This is a genomic window from Kocuria sp. HSID16901, from assembly GCF_003989425.1.
GTDB classification, from domain to species: Bacteria; Actinomycetota; Actinomycetes; order Actinomycetales; family Micrococcaceae; genus Rothia; species Rothia massiliensis.
On record NZ_RBLM01000006.1, the window covers coordinates 1 to 15806 of the forward strand.

The 15806-nt window shown below is 60.4% G+C and carries 13 protein-coding genes; 3 read left to right on the plus strand and 10 right to left on the minus strand.

Annotation, left to right across the window (positions count from 1 at the left end):
- The coding region (locus D8M21_RS08565) for a GH25 family lysozyme (RefSeq protein WP_126855810.1) at positions 1-1675 on the minus strand (1675 nt) is incomplete at its 3' end.
- Positions 1676-1848: 173 nt separating this feature from the next.
- Positions 1849-3255 carry an amino acid permease gene (locus tag D8M21_RS08570; RefSeq protein WP_048681404.1) on the minus strand — a complete coding sequence of 469 codons (1407 nt, stop codon included), beginning with the start codon at positions 3253-3255 and terminating at the stop codon, positions 1849-1851.
- Between the two features lie 155 nt (positions 3256-3410).
- Here D8M21_RS08570 and D8M21_RS08575 point away from each other — a divergent pair, with 155 nt between their 5' ends.
- Positions 3411-4277 (plus strand): MBL fold metallo-hydrolase, encoded by an 867-nt coding sequence (locus D8M21_RS08575; protein WP_048681406.1) that lies wholly within the window; start codon positions 3411-3413, stop codon positions 4275-4277.
- On the opposite strand, the gene D8M21_RS08580 is transcribed toward D8M21_RS08575, so the two are convergent.
- Positions 4274-5038 carry a queuosine precursor transporter gene (locus D8M21_RS08580; protein ID WP_082156783.1) on the minus strand — a complete coding sequence of 255 codons (765 nt, stop codon included), beginning with the start codon at positions 5036-5038 and terminating at the stop codon, positions 4274-4276. The genes D8M21_RS08575 and D8M21_RS08580 overlap by 4 nt on opposite strands.
- A gap of 135 nt (positions 5039-5173) precedes the next feature.
- On the opposite strand from D8M21_RS08580, the gene D8M21_RS08585 reads away from it, so the two are divergent.
- Positions 5174-5989 (plus strand): hydroxymethylpyrimidine/phosphomethylpyrimidine kinase, encoded by an 816-nt coding sequence (locus D8M21_RS08585; protein WP_048681409.1) that lies wholly within the window; start codon positions 5174-5176, stop codon positions 5987-5989.
- A 91-nt stretch (positions 5990-6080) separates the two neighbouring features.
- Here D8M21_RS08585 and D8M21_RS08590 read toward each other — a convergent pair whose 3' ends face one another.
- The 6 genes from D8M21_RS08590 to D8M21_RS08615 all read right to left on the minus strand — a co-directional run bounded on the left by D8M21_RS08590 (position 6081) and on the right by D8M21_RS08615 (position 13023).
- Positions 6081-6755: a TetR/AcrR family transcriptional regulator gene (locus D8M21_RS08590; protein ID WP_048681617.1), complete on the minus strand. Its 675-nt coding sequence runs from the start codon at positions 6753-6755 to the stop codon at positions 6081-6083.
- Between the two features lie 74 nt (positions 6756-6829).
- Positions 6830-7186: a type II toxin-antitoxin system VapB family antitoxin gene (locus D8M21_RS08595; protein ID WP_048681412.1), complete on the minus strand. Its 357-nt coding sequence runs from the start codon at positions 7184-7186 to the stop codon at positions 6830-6832.
- A 48-nt stretch (positions 7187-7234) separates the two neighbouring features.
- The gene (locus D8M21_RS08600; protein ID WP_048681415.1) at positions 7235-8026 is read right to left on the minus strand and encodes a heme ABC transporter ATP-binding protein; all 792 of its coding nucleotides are present in this window, start codon (positions 8024-8026) and stop codon (positions 7235-7237) included.
- Positions 8017-9018, minus strand: a complete 1002-nt coding sequence (locus D8M21_RS08605; protein ID WP_082156784.1) for a FecCD family ABC transporter permease — start codon at positions 9016-9018, stop codon at positions 8017-8019. The genes D8M21_RS08600 and D8M21_RS08605 overlap by 10 nt, the downstream gene beginning before the upstream one ends.
- Positions 9019-9101: 83 nt before the next feature.
- The gene (locus D8M21_RS08610) at positions 9102-10325 is read right to left on the minus strand and encodes a heme/hemin ABC transporter substrate-binding protein (RefSeq protein ID WP_238651229.1); all 1224 of its coding nucleotides are present in this window, start codon (positions 10323-10325) and stop codon (positions 9102-9104) included.
- Between the two features lie 112 nt (positions 10326-10437).
- On the minus strand, positions 10438-13023 hold the full coding sequence (locus D8M21_RS08615; RefSeq protein WP_048681417.1) for an HtaA domain-containing protein: 2586 nt from the start codon (positions 13021-13023) through the stop codon (positions 10438-10440).
- 205 nt (positions 13024-13228) lie between these two features.
- On the opposite strand from D8M21_RS08615, the gene D8M21_RS08620 reads away from it, so the two are divergent.
- Complete coding sequence (locus D8M21_RS08620; protein ID WP_048681628.1) at positions 13229-13921, plus strand: biliverdin-producing heme oxygenase; 693 nt, start codon at positions 13229-13231, stop codon at positions 13919-13921.
- A gap of 120 nt (positions 13922-14041) precedes the next feature.
- Here the strand turns inward: D8M21_RS08620 and D8M21_RS08625 are convergent, their stop codons facing one another.
- Positions 14042-15772: an MDR family MFS transporter gene (locus tag D8M21_RS08625; protein ID WP_238651245.1), complete on the minus strand. Its 1731-nt coding sequence runs from the start codon at positions 15770-15772 to the stop codon at positions 14042-14044.
- Positions 15773-15806 lie beyond the last annotated feature (34 nt).

The window sequence follows — 15806 nt, forward strand, 5'->3', positions numbered from 1 at the left end:
TCCAATACACCGTCTGACCATTCGAAAAAGCCTGGAAACAACCGCCACCGATCAAACCACACTGCTCATCATTCACCGGATACCCATAACCCCGCTCATAACCAGCCTGAATCCACTTCTGACCAATCGCACCACGAGTCTTCACCGTATGAGCCCCATTGCTATTCGGCGTCCAATACACCGTCTGACCATTCGAAAAAGCCTGGAAACAACCGCCACCGATCAAACCACACTGCTCATCATTCACCGGATACCCATAACCCCGCTCATAACCAGCCTGAATCCACTTCTGACCAATGGCGCCCCAGGTGAAGACCGCGTGTGCGCCACGACCGTTGGGTGCCCAGTAGATGGTGTACCCGTTGGAAAAGGTCTGATAACAACCCCCGCCGACCAAGCCGCAGGTTTCGTTATTGACGGGCTCCCCGTATTTGGATCTATTACCATTCCAGAGTCCGCCAATCGCCACATTCAGTTTGACGAATCTTCCGTTGGCGGCCGTGTAGGTATCCGATGCTGATCCGCCTCCACGGTTACCTTGCGGCCGGTAATTGGCATTGGTCACGTAATCCCTCAAGCCGGCTGAATCACCGTTGAAGACGTTGGAGTCGCCCGAGTAAGGGCCCGTCGATGAATACTGCCAAATGTCATACGTGCTCCATCCGGCCGGCATGGGCCCCGGAGTGGAGGAATAGTACGCGATGTGCAAAGGCATCGAATTGAAGAGAGTCGTATTTCCCGTGCACATGGACCACCACGAGGAGTTGGTGTAAATCGTGGGATAACGGCCCGTACGGTTTTTATATTGTGTGGTGAAGGATGAAATCCACGCATTCATCTGGGCCGTCGACATGTTAAAGCATGAATCGCCCAAGGATTGATACGGATTGAACTCGACGTCGAGCAGGCCTGGCAGCGTACGGCCGTCTGGGGTCCAACCGCCACCATTATTGACGAAGAAATCGGCCTGTGCCGCTCCGGATGAAACGGAGGGCAACGCGAAGTGGTAGCCGCCGCGGTACATCCCCGCACTGGTCGCGCCACTGTACTGGGAGGAAAACTGCGGCGAAACATACTCCATGCCCTCGGTCGCTTTGATCGAGGCAAATCGAGCACCATTGGCGTATTCGGAATTCCAATTGACGTTGTCCTGCCAACCGGAGACATCCATGCCTTGAACGCCAGTGCCGGCGGCCGCAGCCCCCGTCACCGATTCCTTCTCAGTGCCGGCGACGGCGGCCGAGTGATTCGGGTCCACGGCCTGCCCCGTCTTAGCCTTTTCCAGATCTTGCGCCGCCGATTTCAGGGAGGCCGAGGAAAGATGGCTGGTCGATTCCAGAGGTTTGCCCCCCTGCCCCAACGTGGCGCCCGGATTCGAACCGCCACTGCTGGGCGGCGTCGTGCCCAATGCCGGTTGCGTCAACACGTCAGTTTCGGGAACCAGCTTCTTGACGTGGTCGTTTTCACGACCGTTCGTGATGGCAGCGAGAGACGATGTCGAGGTGCCCGTCACCGTGGCATCCGATGCGGAAGACGGCTGTGTGGGCGAGGCGCTGGGTTGAGGCGCGGCAAGCGACGGCGCTTGAGCGGTCAAGAGACCAAAGCACGCGAGCGTGACGACGGCGATTTTCCGCGCAGTGGTGCGGCCGGAGGAAACCGGGCGGGTAAAACTCATACTGAAGGATTCCCTACAATTCAGGATTCACTCAGCAGCACACAATGTGCTGAAGGCAGCGACATGTGTACGCGTGAATGATTGCGAGTGAGTGCGGGGAAGGATTCCCCGCACTCACAGTAGCCCGGTTTGTTTAATTCAGCTATGAATTTTAGGCATAATGAAAGTTCTAGCTACCCTTCGGCACGAGCAATTTCAGCTTCATCAAAGGCATCCTGCTCGTTTCCGACGTGACGACGAACCACGACGAAATACACCACGGTCAAGAAGGCGTAGCAACACAACGCGACGACTCCAGGCAAGCGCATGTCCTCGCTGGAGAATACCGCCAAAACAATCGCCAACAATCCCAAGATTCCGACGACGGCCATAGGAATTCCGCCCAGAAGCCGGAATTCGGAGGTGGCACCAGCTTCTCGGCGATACCTGATGTACGAGACCAAGATCAGCATCCACACCACGAGGATGAAGGTCGTAATCACGGACATCATGATCATGAAAACGTCCTCCGTGACCAGTGCGAGGACGACCACCACCAGAATTCCAAGGCAGGAAACCGCCAGAGAACCCAGGGGAATACCTCGCGACGTTGTCCGCTCCAACGCGCGAGGCGCCATGCCCTGGTGAGAGAGCGAGTGCATCAGGCGAGTACCCGCGTACACGTTTGCGTTCGCCGCAGAAAGTGCGGCAACCAGAACAATGAAGTTGATGACAGCGGCCGCGGCGGGAATACCAACGTCCGAGAAGACCATCACAAAGGGACTCGAGGAAAGATCTCCGGTAGCCGACGCCGCTGACCACGGCATGATCGCCATGACCACGAACAATGCCAGAACGTAAAACGATGCCAGGCGCCAGATCGTCGCCTTGCCCGCGCTGCGAACCGAACGGATGGGGTCCTTGGCCTCGGCAGCCGAAATCGAAATCAGCTCGACGCCGCCGAAGGAGAACATCACCGCCGCCATACCGAGCCAGATGGAGCTGGGCCCGTTGGGAAAGAATCCATGTTCCGTGAGATGCCCCAACCCTTCGGCCGGATGATTCGGCAGACCGAAGAACACGATCAGCAAGCCGATCAAAATAAACGCGATCACCGCGATGACCTTGATTCCCGACAGGAAAAATTCGACGAGGCCAAAGGACTTCACGCTCGAAGCATTCAGGCCGACGACGATCACCGCGAACACCACGATGCCAACCCACAACGGAAGCTGCGGCCACCAGAACTTCAGGTACGTCGCCACAGCCACGAGTTCGGCACCGGCCACGCAGACCGTGGTGGCCCAGTAGGCCCAGCGGGTCACAAAACCGCCGAAGGCACCGAGGTACCGACCGGCCATCGTGCCGAATCCCCCGCGAACCGGATACTTAACGGCCATTTCACCGGCCGCGCACGCAATGATGGCCGCGATGACGGACCCAATGGCGTAACACACGATGACGCCCGGTCCTGCAATGCCAATGGCAGCGCCGGATCCGAGAAACAGCCCCGTTCCGAGCGCCGAGCCAAGCGCAATCATGGTCATCTGCTCGTGCGATAGCGAACGAGTCAGCGACCCTTGTGTGGAATTTTTTCCCATAGAACCTTCTAGCCCCTCAGGCAGAATACGAGTGAATTGACCACAATTATCACCCAATGTTCAGCCGTTACGCACACTGCCCAGTATGCGGACGCACGGGGGTCATCGAGATCTTCGCTGGCCTACAAACCCCGGGTATGTGGTGAACTAGTTCCATGAGCGCATCGTCGAACTTTGAAGCCGCACCGCACAGCGAGGTTTCCCACACGTGGGTTCGCACCAGTCAACACACCGCGTATCTCACGGTCGACAATCCCAGTTCCATGACTCTCGAGGGCACCAACACGTACGTCGTCGGTGTTCTCGGCGAAAACTTCCCCCCGCTCGGCGACGAGGAAAAACCACGGGTCGTGGTCTTGGATCCTGGACCAGATTCCGCCGAGCACGCTCAGAGAATCGTCGATGCCGTGGATGTCGACCTCATCGTCGTCTCCCACCGGCACAAAGATCACACCGGAAACGTGGACCGTCTCCACGAGCTCACCGGCGCACACGTTCGGGCGTGGGATAAAGACCAATGCCGAGACGCGCTCCCTCTCCAAGACGAGGAAGTGCTCAACGCTACCGGCGTGGAGATCAGCGTGTGGCACGCCCCCGGTCACACCTCCGATTCCATCGCCCTCAGCATTTTCGACGACGGCGTCATCATGACCGGAGACACCATCCTCGGCCGCGGCACGACGATGCTCGACTATCCCGACGGCGACCTCGAGGATTACCTCGACACCCTCCGAGTCTTCAAAGAGGAACCGGGGTTCACCGTGCTTCCAGCCCACGGTCCCCACGGAGAGTTCCTGGAGGAAGCGTGCGACCGGCTGCTGGAACACCGGCTGACCCGAATCCATGACTTGCGGCTCCGGCTCAAGGCGGCCAACGACGATCTCGGCCCCTCCGCGACTGCGCTGACCGACGACATCTACGCTCACGTGCCCGACCAGGTCCGCGGACCGGCCTTGAAAACCCTCAAGGCTCAGCTCGCATACCTCATGGACATCGGCGAGATCGCCGGCTTCACCGACTAGCGGGCCGTGTGACTCGGCACCACGGGACCTGCCGGGAATGTTGGCTCATGGCGCTTGAACCACCCGATCACCGGGTACGTGATCGGTAGCAGGACGACCTCGATCAAACACTTGTAGAAGTAGCCGACGAACAGGTAATTCACGAAGTCGCCGAACTCTTGAATCCCCAGGATGGGAGCGGCGATGGTGCAGAAGATCAAGGTGTCGAAGAACTCTCCCACCAGGGTCGACGCGATGAGGCGGATCCACATGTACCGCTCACCGGTCCACTTTTTCAGCAGAGCCATGACCCAGGCGTTGAACAGCTGGCCCACGAGGAATCCGAGCAACGAGCCACCGATGATTCTCGGGACCGGCCCCAGCACTGCTTCGAAGGCCGACTGATTTTCGTAAAAGTCCGCGGCCGGCAGGATCATCGTCAGCCAGAAGCTCAGCGAAGCCAAGGCCCCGGCCACGAAACTCGCGATGATCGCCCGCCGCGCGGCCTTGAATCCGTACACCTCGGTCACGACGTCGCCCAGAACATAGGCGAGAGGGAACAGAAAGAACCCGCCGTCGGTCAAGATCGGTCCAAAAGCCACGCCCTTGGTGGCTCCGATATTCGACAGGATGAGGAGCACGCAATACAGCGCCAGCAGAAGGTCGAAATACGTGCGGGGGCGCTGAGCATACCGGGGTGCGTGCGGGAGCGTTGTCGGGGCATCGGCCGGCATTTCAGGCGCCGTTGGCGCAGGCTCGCGGCGGGATGGGGTGGAATTCATGAAGGTCACCAATCTGTATTAACGCGGCCTTTGCGAGGGGCCGTGGTTCGACTGTTTGAAGGGCGAGATCGACTCGCCGGGCCCGTCTGCCACCCGAGCCGTGAAAATCTTACCTGGCGGTTGAATAATAGGGGGATGACTACGACCAATGAACATCCCGTCGCGATGACTATCGCAGGTTCGGAGGCCACCGGCGGCGCCGGAGCCCTCGCGGACATCAAGACCTTCCAGGCGCTCGGCGTCTCGGGTTGCCTCTCGCTCACGTGCATCGTCGCGTTTGATCCGCAGAACGATTGGGGCCACCGCGTCACGCCGATCGATCAGCAGACTCTTCAGAATCAGCTCGAAGTTAACACCACCGTCTACGAGCTGGATGCCGTGAAGATCGGCATGCTCGGCTCCCCCGAGACCATTCGTACCGTCGCGGAAACTCTCCGCACGACTCGACCGAAGAACATCGTGCTGGATCCGGTGTTGATCTGCAAAGGCCAGGAACCGGGAGCCGCACTGGACACCGACCGCGCACTCAAGTCCGAAATCCTCCCGTTGGCGGACTTCGTGACCCCGAACCACTTCGAATCCCTGTCACTCTCCGGGATGGATGACATCTCGACGGTCGAGGACCTCAAAGAGGCGGCCCGCCGCATTCACGATGCATCCGGGGCGGTCGTTCTCGCCAAGGGTGGCGTTCGGCTGGACGGCGCTGACGCGATCGACGTCTTTTACGATGGCACGACCCTCGAGGTTCTCTCGGCACCCAAAATTGGGGATGTTGCCGTCGCGGGCGCCGGTTGCTCTCTGGCTGCCGCCGTCACCGCGGAACTCGCAAAGGGCCGCACGCCCCTCGATGCGGCGCGCCAGGCCAAGCAGTTTGTGAGCCAAGGTATCGAGGAACGGATCACCTCTCACGCTCCGTTCGATTCCCTGCGGCAGATCAACCAGGCCTCCTAGGGCTCCCAGCCTTCGGCTGCCTCCTCTGACGCCCGGATTAACGACGTCGCCCCACCACACACCGTGGTGGGGCGACGTCGTTAATTTCAGCCTAGGAGGCCACCGGTCGAAGCACCGGCTCCTTCAGCTCGTCCCGGTATGCGGCCACGGGTCGGCCCTCCGCGTCGAATTGGGCTCCGAGGCCCAATTGAATGAATTTCGTGGTCTGACGAATCCGCTGATCGCGCTCGGCTTCATCCTCGTTCTTACCGCGGTCTGCGGCCGAGCTCAACGAGCCGTGCACCAATTGTGCCAGCTCGGTGATGTCCGATGGGGCGAGGTAGCCCTGGTCGATACATGCCCTGAGAATGCGCGCCAAAACCGCCTGGAGCTCACCGACGTGGTGGCCCAACTTTTCGAAAGACTCCGGTGAGAGCACCGACCTCATGGCAGGTCCGGGAGGAAGATGCCGGCGGGACATGTCTTCGATCTGCATGCGCACGTAGACCGCCAGTTGGTCGATGGGGTTGATGACGCTCGTCAGCTCGTGACGTAGATCGTTGATGAACCGCTCGGTCTCATCGAGGGCATAAGCAACCAGGAGTTCGCCCATGTCGGCAAAATAGTTGTACACGGCGGTCCGGCCGATTCCCGCGTTCTTAGCAACGTGGGTCATGGTCAGACCGGTGAGGCCGCGGGTGTAGAGGAGTTCCCCAAAGGATTTCAGAATCGCGTTTTGAGTGTTCTCCCGCTGAGCGGCGTTAGAGGCGGCGGAAATACGAGGCATGCTGACAGTATACGCACGGGTGTCACCAAATACGGTGCCCACCTGCAAGATCTCAGGCATCTGCCAGGGGACGCTCAGCTCTCCTGACCAGGGCTTTGATCCCCATCCCTCTCATTTTCAGCACACCTCAGGCGCGCATCCAAGTCCAGAATCCGCGCGTACATGATGGGTCTGTGTTGCAAAGCTGTTCTCAGCGCTCGGTGGACCCCCTCCTCCAGATACAGTTGCCCATTCCACTGAACAACATGGGGAAATAAGTCGCCGTAAAAGGTGCTGTCCTCCCCGAAGAGGGTGGAGAGGTCGAGCATGCGCTGAGTCGTGATGAGGCGGTCGAGACGCACCTGGGTCGGCGCAATAGTTCCCCATTCGCGCTGGCTCGTGAACGAATGATCGGGATATGGCCGAGACTCACCAACCGCCTTAAAGATCATGTCGTCAATCCTAAACCCCCACCCGCCCGAAACGAGCGATGCATCACATCATTCGCGCAGGTCATCCCCCGATTCGCGGACGGGCAGGACCATAAGCCTCCCACTCACGGGGTGGTGCATCACGTCGATCGGCCAGCCATAGACATGGCTCAGCCGCTCCGAGGTCATGACCTCGGCGGGAGACCCTGAAGCCACCAATCGCCCTTGGGAAAAGAGCACCACTCGGTCGGCATACGCTGCGGCGAGGTCGAGATCGTGCACGACGGCCACGACGCCTGAACCGGCATCCGCCAACTTCCGACAGGTGCGCAACGTACGTTCCTGATGCCTGATATCTAGAGCCGCGGTCGGTTCATCGAGGAGCACGAGAGGAGTCCTTTGAGCGAGGACCCGCGCGAACTGTGCCCGACCGGTCTCACCTCCCGAGAGGGTGGTGATGTCGCGGTCCGCCAACGAGATCGTCTCCGTCTCTTGAAGAGACTCATGAATCACGGCGTCGTCGTCACCCTGATGTGTGGTGTTTTTCCACGGGGTACGCCCCATGGCCACCACCTCACGCACGCGATACCCAAAACTGACGTACGTGGTCTGCGGCAAAACGCTTCGGCGCCTCGCGAGTTCGCGCGGTGATCCACCATGAACGTCTCGCCCCTCGAGCCGGACCGAGCCTGAGTCCGGGCGCAGATCCCCAGCGATCACGGAGAGGATCGTGGATTTTCCGGCACCGTTGGGTCCAATGAGGGCCATCACCTCTCCAGACCGGACCTCAAAGGAGACATCGCGCAGGATGGCACGGCCTCCCACGGTGAGACCAACCCCGTCAATCTCCACTAGCTCCATGCGGCTTCCCCCTGTCGCAGGGAACGTCGTAGCAGCACGAAGAAAGTGGGGCCGCCGACGAGTGCCGTGAAGATGCCGATCGGCAGATCGGCGAAGGGCACCACTGTTCTGGCAGCCACATCAGATGCCGCAATCAACAAGGCCCCACCCACCGCCGATGCCGGGATCAGAATCCGATTCGATGGCCCCAGGGCAAGTCTCAACACGTGGGGGACGATCAATCCAACGAATGCGATGATCCCCGCATGAGCGACCGCGGTTCCGGTGAGGATAGCTGTGCACGCGATGGCGATCCCGCGGAGGCGCTCTACATGAATACCCGAGTGCTGAGCAGCCCTCTCCCCCAAAGCGAGGAGGTCCAGCGAACCGGCGATGCTGAGGGCTCCGACCAAGCCGATGGCCGCCGCTGGAAGCGATGAGGCGACGGCGGTCCAGGTAGCACCGTTCAAGGAACCCATTTGCCAGAAGACGATCTGGTCTCGCCCTGAGCTATCGGCCATGAACACGAGCATCGCGATCACGGCATTGGCGACCGCGGTGACGGCGATCCCCGTGAGAATCATGGCGATGACCCCGGCCCGGCCATCGGTTCGAGACAACCAATACACCACCGCGGTGACCCCCAATGCCGCAACGAAAGCGAAGAGGGGAACCGTGAAGATTCCCGCGATGGTCGTACCGAGAACGATGGCAACACAGGCCCCGACAGCCGCACCCGCCGAGATGCCGACCACTCCCGGCTCCGCCAATGGGTTACCGAAGACGGCTTGCATCATCGCGCCTGAGGCACCCAGAGCCATCCCGACGACGAGGCCCAATACGATCCGCGGAAAGCGGACGTTCCACAGGACGGAATCGCTCAAGAGATCGCCGCCCTCAGGAGCTCCCCCACTGAATTTCCTGGCGACGGCTCGAATGACGTCCGAAGCCGGAATCTCGAACTGCCCAACCATCGATGAAAAGACAGAGACTCCGAGGACGCCGAACATCATGAGACAGACCACCGCGGCCACTCGTACTCGCCGAGAAGGCCCACTCCCTGTCCCCCGAGACCCGGGGGATTGTCGTCCACGAATCACGGGTTCGGCCGAGCTGACGTGGTCGTATCGGGAGCGTAGATGGCCCGGGCCAGTGAGAGCAGTACCGCCGGCGCATTCGGCCCAAAGGAAAGGATCTGACCGTCGGCCATGTCCACGATGCGCCGATTCTTTCCGGCCGTCGTCTCACCCATCCCGGGACGTGACGCCAGCCCGTCAACGCCACCGGCTGATTCGACACCCTTACTCATGGCCAGAATAAGGTCGGGGTTGAGTGTCGCCAGAGCCTCGCTCGTCGCAGGTTTGATGTCTTTCACGCCGGCCTCACCTGCGGCATCGACGCCTGACAGGGCCTTAATCAGGCCGTCGGCTCCGGATCCTTGGCCCAGAACAAAGAACACTCCCGCAGTGCCGCGGACATACAGGAACGCGATCGAGAGCCGTCGGTCGGCCTCCTGAGGCGCGACCGAGGCAATGGCCCGCTGAACCGAATCGAGTTCCTGCTGAACGCGCTCTCCCAGACGCTTACCGGACTCGGGAACGCCGAGGGCCTGGGCAACCTGCTGTATCTGTGGAACCACCGTATCGATGGAGCGATCCGGGCTGAAGTGGACCACGGTCACTCCGGCCGAACGCAGTTGCTCGGTGACTTCCCGCGGTCCGTTGGTGGTGTCCATGAGCACCAACGTCGGACGCAGGGACAGAATCTTTTCGACGTTAAGATCGTGCCCACCCTCGGTGACCACGGGAAGGGACGACAGAGAACTCGCGGTCGATGAAGTCACCCGGCCCACCAATCGATCTCCCAGGCCGAGCCCGATCACGGTATCGGCCAAGGTCCCGTAGATGTCGAGGGCCAGTATGCGTGAAACGTCGGCAACTTTAACCTGAGTTCCCTGCTCATCCGTGACGGTCACTGGTAGCTGCGGTTTTTGAGGGTCCTCAAGGGGTTGCACTTCTGGGACGCTCGACGCCGTCGTCGGACCTTTGACGGTGTGAGGGTCCGACACAGCATGGTCGGTGAGCTCTTTCTCGAGCTTCGTCAGTGGGGTGGTTGTCACGGAGGCCTGAGCGGAGGGCTGGGCCTGTGAGGGGGCTCCGTTGCCCTGCCCGCAAGCGGTCAGCATCATCGTCGCGGTCAGGACGGCGGCCGTCAGGCTCGCGAAAGCACCACGGCGTCTGGTGTGCGACGACGTGGACCGCCCCGTCAGACGAGCGAAGCGATGAGGGTGATGTCGCACATGTGGGGAAAGTCGTTTCATGGGGTTCTTTACGGGGTGAAGGGCTACGGTGAGGCACCCGGATCTGTGCCTCGTGGGAAGAATGCCGTTGCCCGGACCGACGCAAATCCGCAGGTCCGGGCAACGAACGGGGTTAGGAATTCACACGACGCCGGGCGAACAGCACTGCGCCGGAGCCCAGAGCGAGAATCGCCATTCCGAGGCCGGCAAAGGCCAACGGCGAAGTGGCACCCGTCTCAGCGAGATGTCCCTGAGCCTGCTGCTGGGAGTTGTCACATCCGGAGTCGGAGTGAGCAGCGGTCTGGACGGGGGCGGCCGCCTGGGTTGCCACCGCCTCAGCGGGAGCGGCGGCTTGCTCACCGGCCTTCGGCGCCCCACCCTGGTCGCCGGCAAACTCACCCGTGAAGGTCAACGGATCGAGTTCCTGACCCTCGGAGTAGAATCCGCCGAAGAAATCGGCGCCTTCCTTGGTGAGCGAGGTCTTTGCGGCGTGGAGCGAGATCTTGCCTCCATCAACTTTCAGGCTGGAGAGGTCGACACGAGCCAAGGCGATCTGAAGGTCGTTGTGCTGCTTCCCCTGCATGTCCTTGTACGACACCTGGGCAATGATCCGGCCTTCCCCTTGGGCGAATTCGAGCTTCACGTTGGAGATCAGCTGATCGAGAAGTCCGTGATGACCCGTGAAGTGAACCGATCCGGGGAAGCTCACACTGCCCGAGCCGTTCTCATAAGATCCGGAGCCGTTGCTCCAAGTGAACGCTCCATTGGAGTACTGGGTATCGGTAAGATCCCACTTCCCTTGAGCGATGCCACCCGAAATGTAATTGCGGTACGACGACTTGACGCCCCAGTTAAGGCTCGCCGCAGAAACCGTTCCCTGAGCGGAAGGTGTAACAGCCTGGCCATCCGCAACGACGGGCGCTGAAGACTTGGCCGGCTGGGGAACGCTCACCGGGAGGCACTGAAGGTTCGCGTGTCCGGGATCGGTGGACGCGTTCTGAGATGGAACAACCTCGTGGTGAGGTGCCGGTGCTGCAGCCGAGGCTTGGTCCGTCTGAGCGGGCTCATTCGTCTCGGAGGAGCTCTCGGCCTGCTGGACCTCGTGATCGGTCTTGGCGTCGGCGGTGTTATCCGCTGGTGCATCGACCTGAGCCTGGGACTGATCCTCCATGCGGGCATCAACCTGAGCATCAGATTCTGCCTCGGCATGGGTATGGGCATGAGTATCGGAATGAGTTTCTGCTGGGGCATCAGAAGATGCGGAATCCGCCGGCATATCCGTTGTAGGCGGCGTGGTGGCTTCACCCAGCTGGGCCTGGAAGTTCAGCGGATCAAGCTGGGCTCCCGCTTTGTAGAATCCACCGAACGCCGAGGCACCCTCCGCCGTCAACGTCGCGGGAGCATCGGTCACGGCCAATTCGTTTCCGGTCACGGTCAATCCGGCCAGATCCACCGAAGCCAGTGCAATCCCAGGGGTATCGTGAACCTTCCCGGAGGTGTCTTTGGAGACGACGTCAGCCTTCAAGGTTCCTTGGCCACCGGCAATCTGAAGAGTCAGATTGCTGATCTTGAGGTCCAGAGTTCCATGGTGACCCGTGAAGTGCAGTTGACCGGAGTACTTCACCTCACCCGACTGAGTGGCAGAGTCGTACTGACCCGAAGACTTGCCCCAGGTGAAGTTTCCACCGTTCTCTTCAACATCGGTGAGTGTCCATGCACCTCCGGCCAACGGGCTCTTGAGGTACTTGCGGAACGATTCCTTGACGCCCCACGACAGCTTGCTGGACACGACATTGCGCAGTGTGGACTCCGCCTGTTCCGTGGTCGTCGCGGACGGCTGCTGAGCATCGGGAGTCGAGACCAGATCGGTGTTTTCGACCTTTTCCGCGGTGGACTTCGAGGTCTCTGCGGACTCCTCGGCCTTGGCCTGAGGCTGTTCCGACTCCACGGGCTTCTTCTGCGATGCCTCCGACTCGGAGGTCGACGTCGAGGATTCGTCGCTCTTCGGGGCGACGGTTTCCTTCGTCTCCGGCTTCGCAGCTTCAGGCTTCGCGGCCTCCGGCTTCGGGGCACTCACCAATGTGGCGCTGAGGTTAATCGGGTCGAATTCCTGCCCGGCCGTGTAGTACGCCAAGAGTTCAGCACCCTTGGTGGTGAGCTTCGTCGTCCCTTGAGTCAGACGCAGCTCGCCGTTATCAGCGCTCACCTGCAACTGACTCACGTCAAAGAGCTTCACTCGCCCCTGACTCGTCAACTTCCCCGTGTCCTCGTGCGGCACGTAGATCTTCGCCGTAAGTTCGCCGGTATCACCATCAAAGGTGACCTTCGGATCGATGATCTTCACATTGAACATGCCGCCGAATGCATAGAACTGCATGGACCCTTTGAGAGAGATCTCCCCGCGCCCGTTCTCGTACCATCCAGAGCCCTTGGTCCAGGTGAAGGTCTGCCCTTGACGCTGGACCACCTTAGTTTTAACTTTCTCCGGGCCTCCTACGTACCTCACCAAGGAAGCCTTGACGCCCCAAGTCATCACGACATCTCGAATGTCCTGCCTCGAGGACGTCGCAGCATCGCTTCCAGACCCTGCCGTAACGAGACGATCCGCTGGAGCCCCTTCGAGGGCATGGGCGACTGGCAGGTTTGCCACACCCGAGAAGCCAATGACGGCGGCCGCCAAAACAGCTTGCGATCGACGCGACGTGGATGGACTGCTCATGTTTTCTCTACTCTCGTGCGAAGTGATAGATGCGTGGATTACTTAGGGTCGCCATGTTGTCTACCCAGTCTCCACATCTAACAAGTTAAGGTTACCCTTCCTTATAATCAAGACTAACCTATTGAACCTCGCCAAATTTGGTGACATCATGTCACCAACGACGTCGTGACACCGAGTCACCGTCATGACCTACTGGAGCTTCACCATGAGTGCATCACCCCATGTTTCCGGGGAAATCACGGACGAGACCCTCTCAACGCCCTTCTCTCAAACGGTTCGCGCCGCAACGGCGGAACGACACTCCAAGGCGGAAAACTCCTCATTTATGACGAGATTGATGAAGGGAGAACTCGTCGCGGCGGCATACACACGACTCTTGGCCCAGTACGAATACATCTATGAAGCCCTTGAGCAGATCGCAGCCACATATCGCCGCACCGGAGAGAGGCTCACCGAACCGTTTAACCGCCCTGGCCTGGACCGCCTCGCTTCGATTCGTTCGGATCTTCACACGTTGGCGGGAGAGAACAGCACCCCATGCCTCCCGGCGACGCAGCGGTATGTCGAACGAATCCAGAGAACCGCCGAACAGCCCGAGCGTTTCCTGGCACATCACTATCTGAGGTATTTGGGCGATCTATCCGGAGGGCAAGCCGTTGCCGCACTCATGGCCCGCCACTACGACATTCCGGCCGAGGGCCTGAGCATGTACCGATTTACGGAGCTCCCCAAGCCCAAAGTCTTCAAGGACGAATACCGGAGTCTCCTCGACGAGGCCCCCTTGACGGACCTTCAGCGCCAAGCCTTCCTTGACGAGGCCATCGTCGGGTTTGACTTGAACGCAGCAGTTTTCGCGGAACTCGATGCTTCAGTCGAGCCGAGCCCGGTGAGCGCCTGAGCCACCCGCCTGCGACGGGTTAACGAACGACGCCGTCTGCTCACCCTCCATGAGGCGGTGAGCAGACGGCGTCGTGCCGTCGCGCTATATGTCGGGGCTTTTGGCCCCGGCATCCGATAGTTAGTGCTTCTTCCGGACGTTCATGAGTGAACCTGTTTCCGGCAAGGGAATTTCCCCGGTTCGCGGACGAACTTCGGCTTCGGCAGATTCATCCTCGGCGGTCTCAGCGCGGTGCCTACCACCAGCTCCGGAGGCCGTGTGCGAATCACTGGAATCCACATCCGTAGAGCTCGATGCATGGCCGTGGCCCTCAGCAGGGGTCGCCTTCGCCGAGGTTCCCTCCGCCTTTACATCGCCGGTCTTGCCCGAACCAGCAACGCTGGTCGCAAGTGCCTTCTCACGAATGCACAGCAGGGCCACGGCGGCCAACACGCCCAACGGGGCGATCCACAGGAAGATCGGCACGAGGGCGTCGTTATACGAGCCCACGATGATCCCCTTGATCGGCTCCGGCAATCCATTGACCAACGCGGGAGTCAAGGAATTCGACCCACCACCGGTGGCCTTCATGGCCTGAGGAGGCATGCGGTCGGCGAGGTAATCCTTCAAGCGCGTGGTAAATAGGCCACCAACCAGGGCGGAGCCCATGGTCGCGCCCACCTGGCGGAAGAAGTTATTGGCCGCGGTTGCGGTGCCCACCATGCTGATGGGGAAGGCGTTCTGCACGATCAGGGTCAACAGCTGCATCGACATTCCCAAGCCGAGACCGATCACGGCCAGGTCCAGGCAGATGATGTAGGTATCGGTGTCCACCTCAAGATGCGAGAGGAGGAAGAGCCCCAGAGCCAACAAGAGCGAACCGACCACCGTAAACACTTTGTAGCGCCCGACCTTCGACACGATGAATCCCACCGAGATGGAGGTAACGAGCAACATGCCCATCATCGGAATCATGAGCAGGCCGGCCTGCGTCGCATCCACACCGAGCACCATCTGCATGTACGTCGGCATATAGCCCACCGCACCAAACATGCCAATGCCCAGGCAGAGGTTGGCGACCGTCGCCAAATTGAAGTTCCGATCCTTGAAGAGCGCGAGCGGCATAACCGGCTCGGAGACCTTAGCTTCGATGGGAATGAAGATCGCCACGCAGACCACGACGGCGATCAACAGACCGATGATGGTCGGCGAACCCCAGTCGTACTGGTTGCCACCCCATGTCATCGCCAGCACCAAGCACGCCGTCGCGGCGCCGAGGAACATCATGCCCCAAACATCCACTTTTCGTCGGTGCTCTTGAGCAGACTTATTGGTGTGCGGAATGAGGAAGATCGTCGCGGCGAGAGCCAAAATACCCAAGGGGAGGTTCATCCAAAAGGCCCAGCGCCAGCCGGGTCCCTCGGTCAGCCAGCCACCAAGCAGCGGGCCCGCCACCGACGAGAAGGCGAACACACCCATGAGGGCGCCCATGTATTTTCCGCGTTCGCGAGCGGGAATCACGTCCGCAATCACGGACTGCGAGAGGATCATGAGGCCACCGCCGCCCAGGCCCTGGAGGCCGCGGGCGATGATCAGCGTATTCATGTCTTGCGCGACGGCACCCGTAATGGACCCCGCCATAAAGGCCAGGATCGCAAAAACCAGTAAGGGCTTGCGGCCCCAGAGGTCACCCAGCTTGCCGTAGGCCGGCATCATGATCGTCGAGACCATGATGAAGGCGGTAATGACCCAGCTCATGTGCTCGACGCCGTTGAGCTCGCCCACGATGGTGGGCAATGACGGCGACAGCACGGTCTGATTCAGCGACGACATCAACATGATGATCATCAGGCCGATGAACAACAGAGGAATATTCGTGTGGGGGGTCGGCTGGCCGTAGCCACCC

Excerpts from the sequence above, each read along its gene's own strand:
- D8M21_RS08620 (WP_048681628.1), top strand. The coding sequence starts at position 13,229 with ATGAGTGCATCACCCCATGTTTCCGGGGAAATCACGGACGAGACCCTC.
- D8M21_RS08590 (WP_048681617.1), bottom strand. The coding sequence starts at position 6,755 with ATGCCTCGTATTTCCGCCGCCTCTAACGCCGCTCAGCGGGAGAACACT.
- D8M21_RS08595 (WP_048681412.1), bottom strand. The coding sequence starts at position 7,186 with ATGATCTTTAAGGCGGTTGGTGAGTCTCGGCCATATCCCGATCATTCG.
- D8M21_RS08610 (WP_238651229.1), bottom strand. The coding sequence starts at position 10,325 with ATGAAACGACTTTCCCCACATGTGCGACATCACCCTCATCGCTTCGCT.
- D8M21_RS08580 (WP_082156783.1), bottom strand. The coding sequence starts at position 5,038 with ATGAATTCCACCCCATCCCGCCGCGAGCCTGCGCCAACGGCGCCTGAA.
- D8M21_RS08585 (WP_048681409.1), top strand. The coding sequence starts at position 5,174 with ATGACTACGACCAATGAACATCCCGTCGCGATGACTATCGCAGGTTCG.
- D8M21_RS08615 (WP_048681417.1), bottom strand. The coding sequence starts at position 13,023 with ATGAGCAGTCCATCCACGTCGCGTCGATCGCAAGCTGTTTTGGCGGCC.
- D8M21_RS08570 (WP_048681404.1), bottom strand. The coding sequence starts at position 3,255 with ATGGGAAAAAATTCCACACAAGGGTCGCTGACTCGTTCGCTATCGCAC.
- D8M21_RS08600 (WP_048681415.1), bottom strand. The coding sequence starts at position 8,026 with ATGGAGCTAGTGGAGATTGACGGGGTTGGTCTCACCGTGGGAGGCCGT.
- D8M21_RS08575 (WP_048681406.1), top strand. The coding sequence starts at position 3,411 with ATGAGCGCATCGTCGAACTTTGAAGCCGCACCGCACAGCGAGGTTTCC.
- D8M21_RS08605 (WP_082156784.1), bottom strand. The coding sequence starts at position 9,018 with ATGATGTTCGGCGTCCTCGGAGTCTCTGTCTTTTCATCGATGGTTGGG.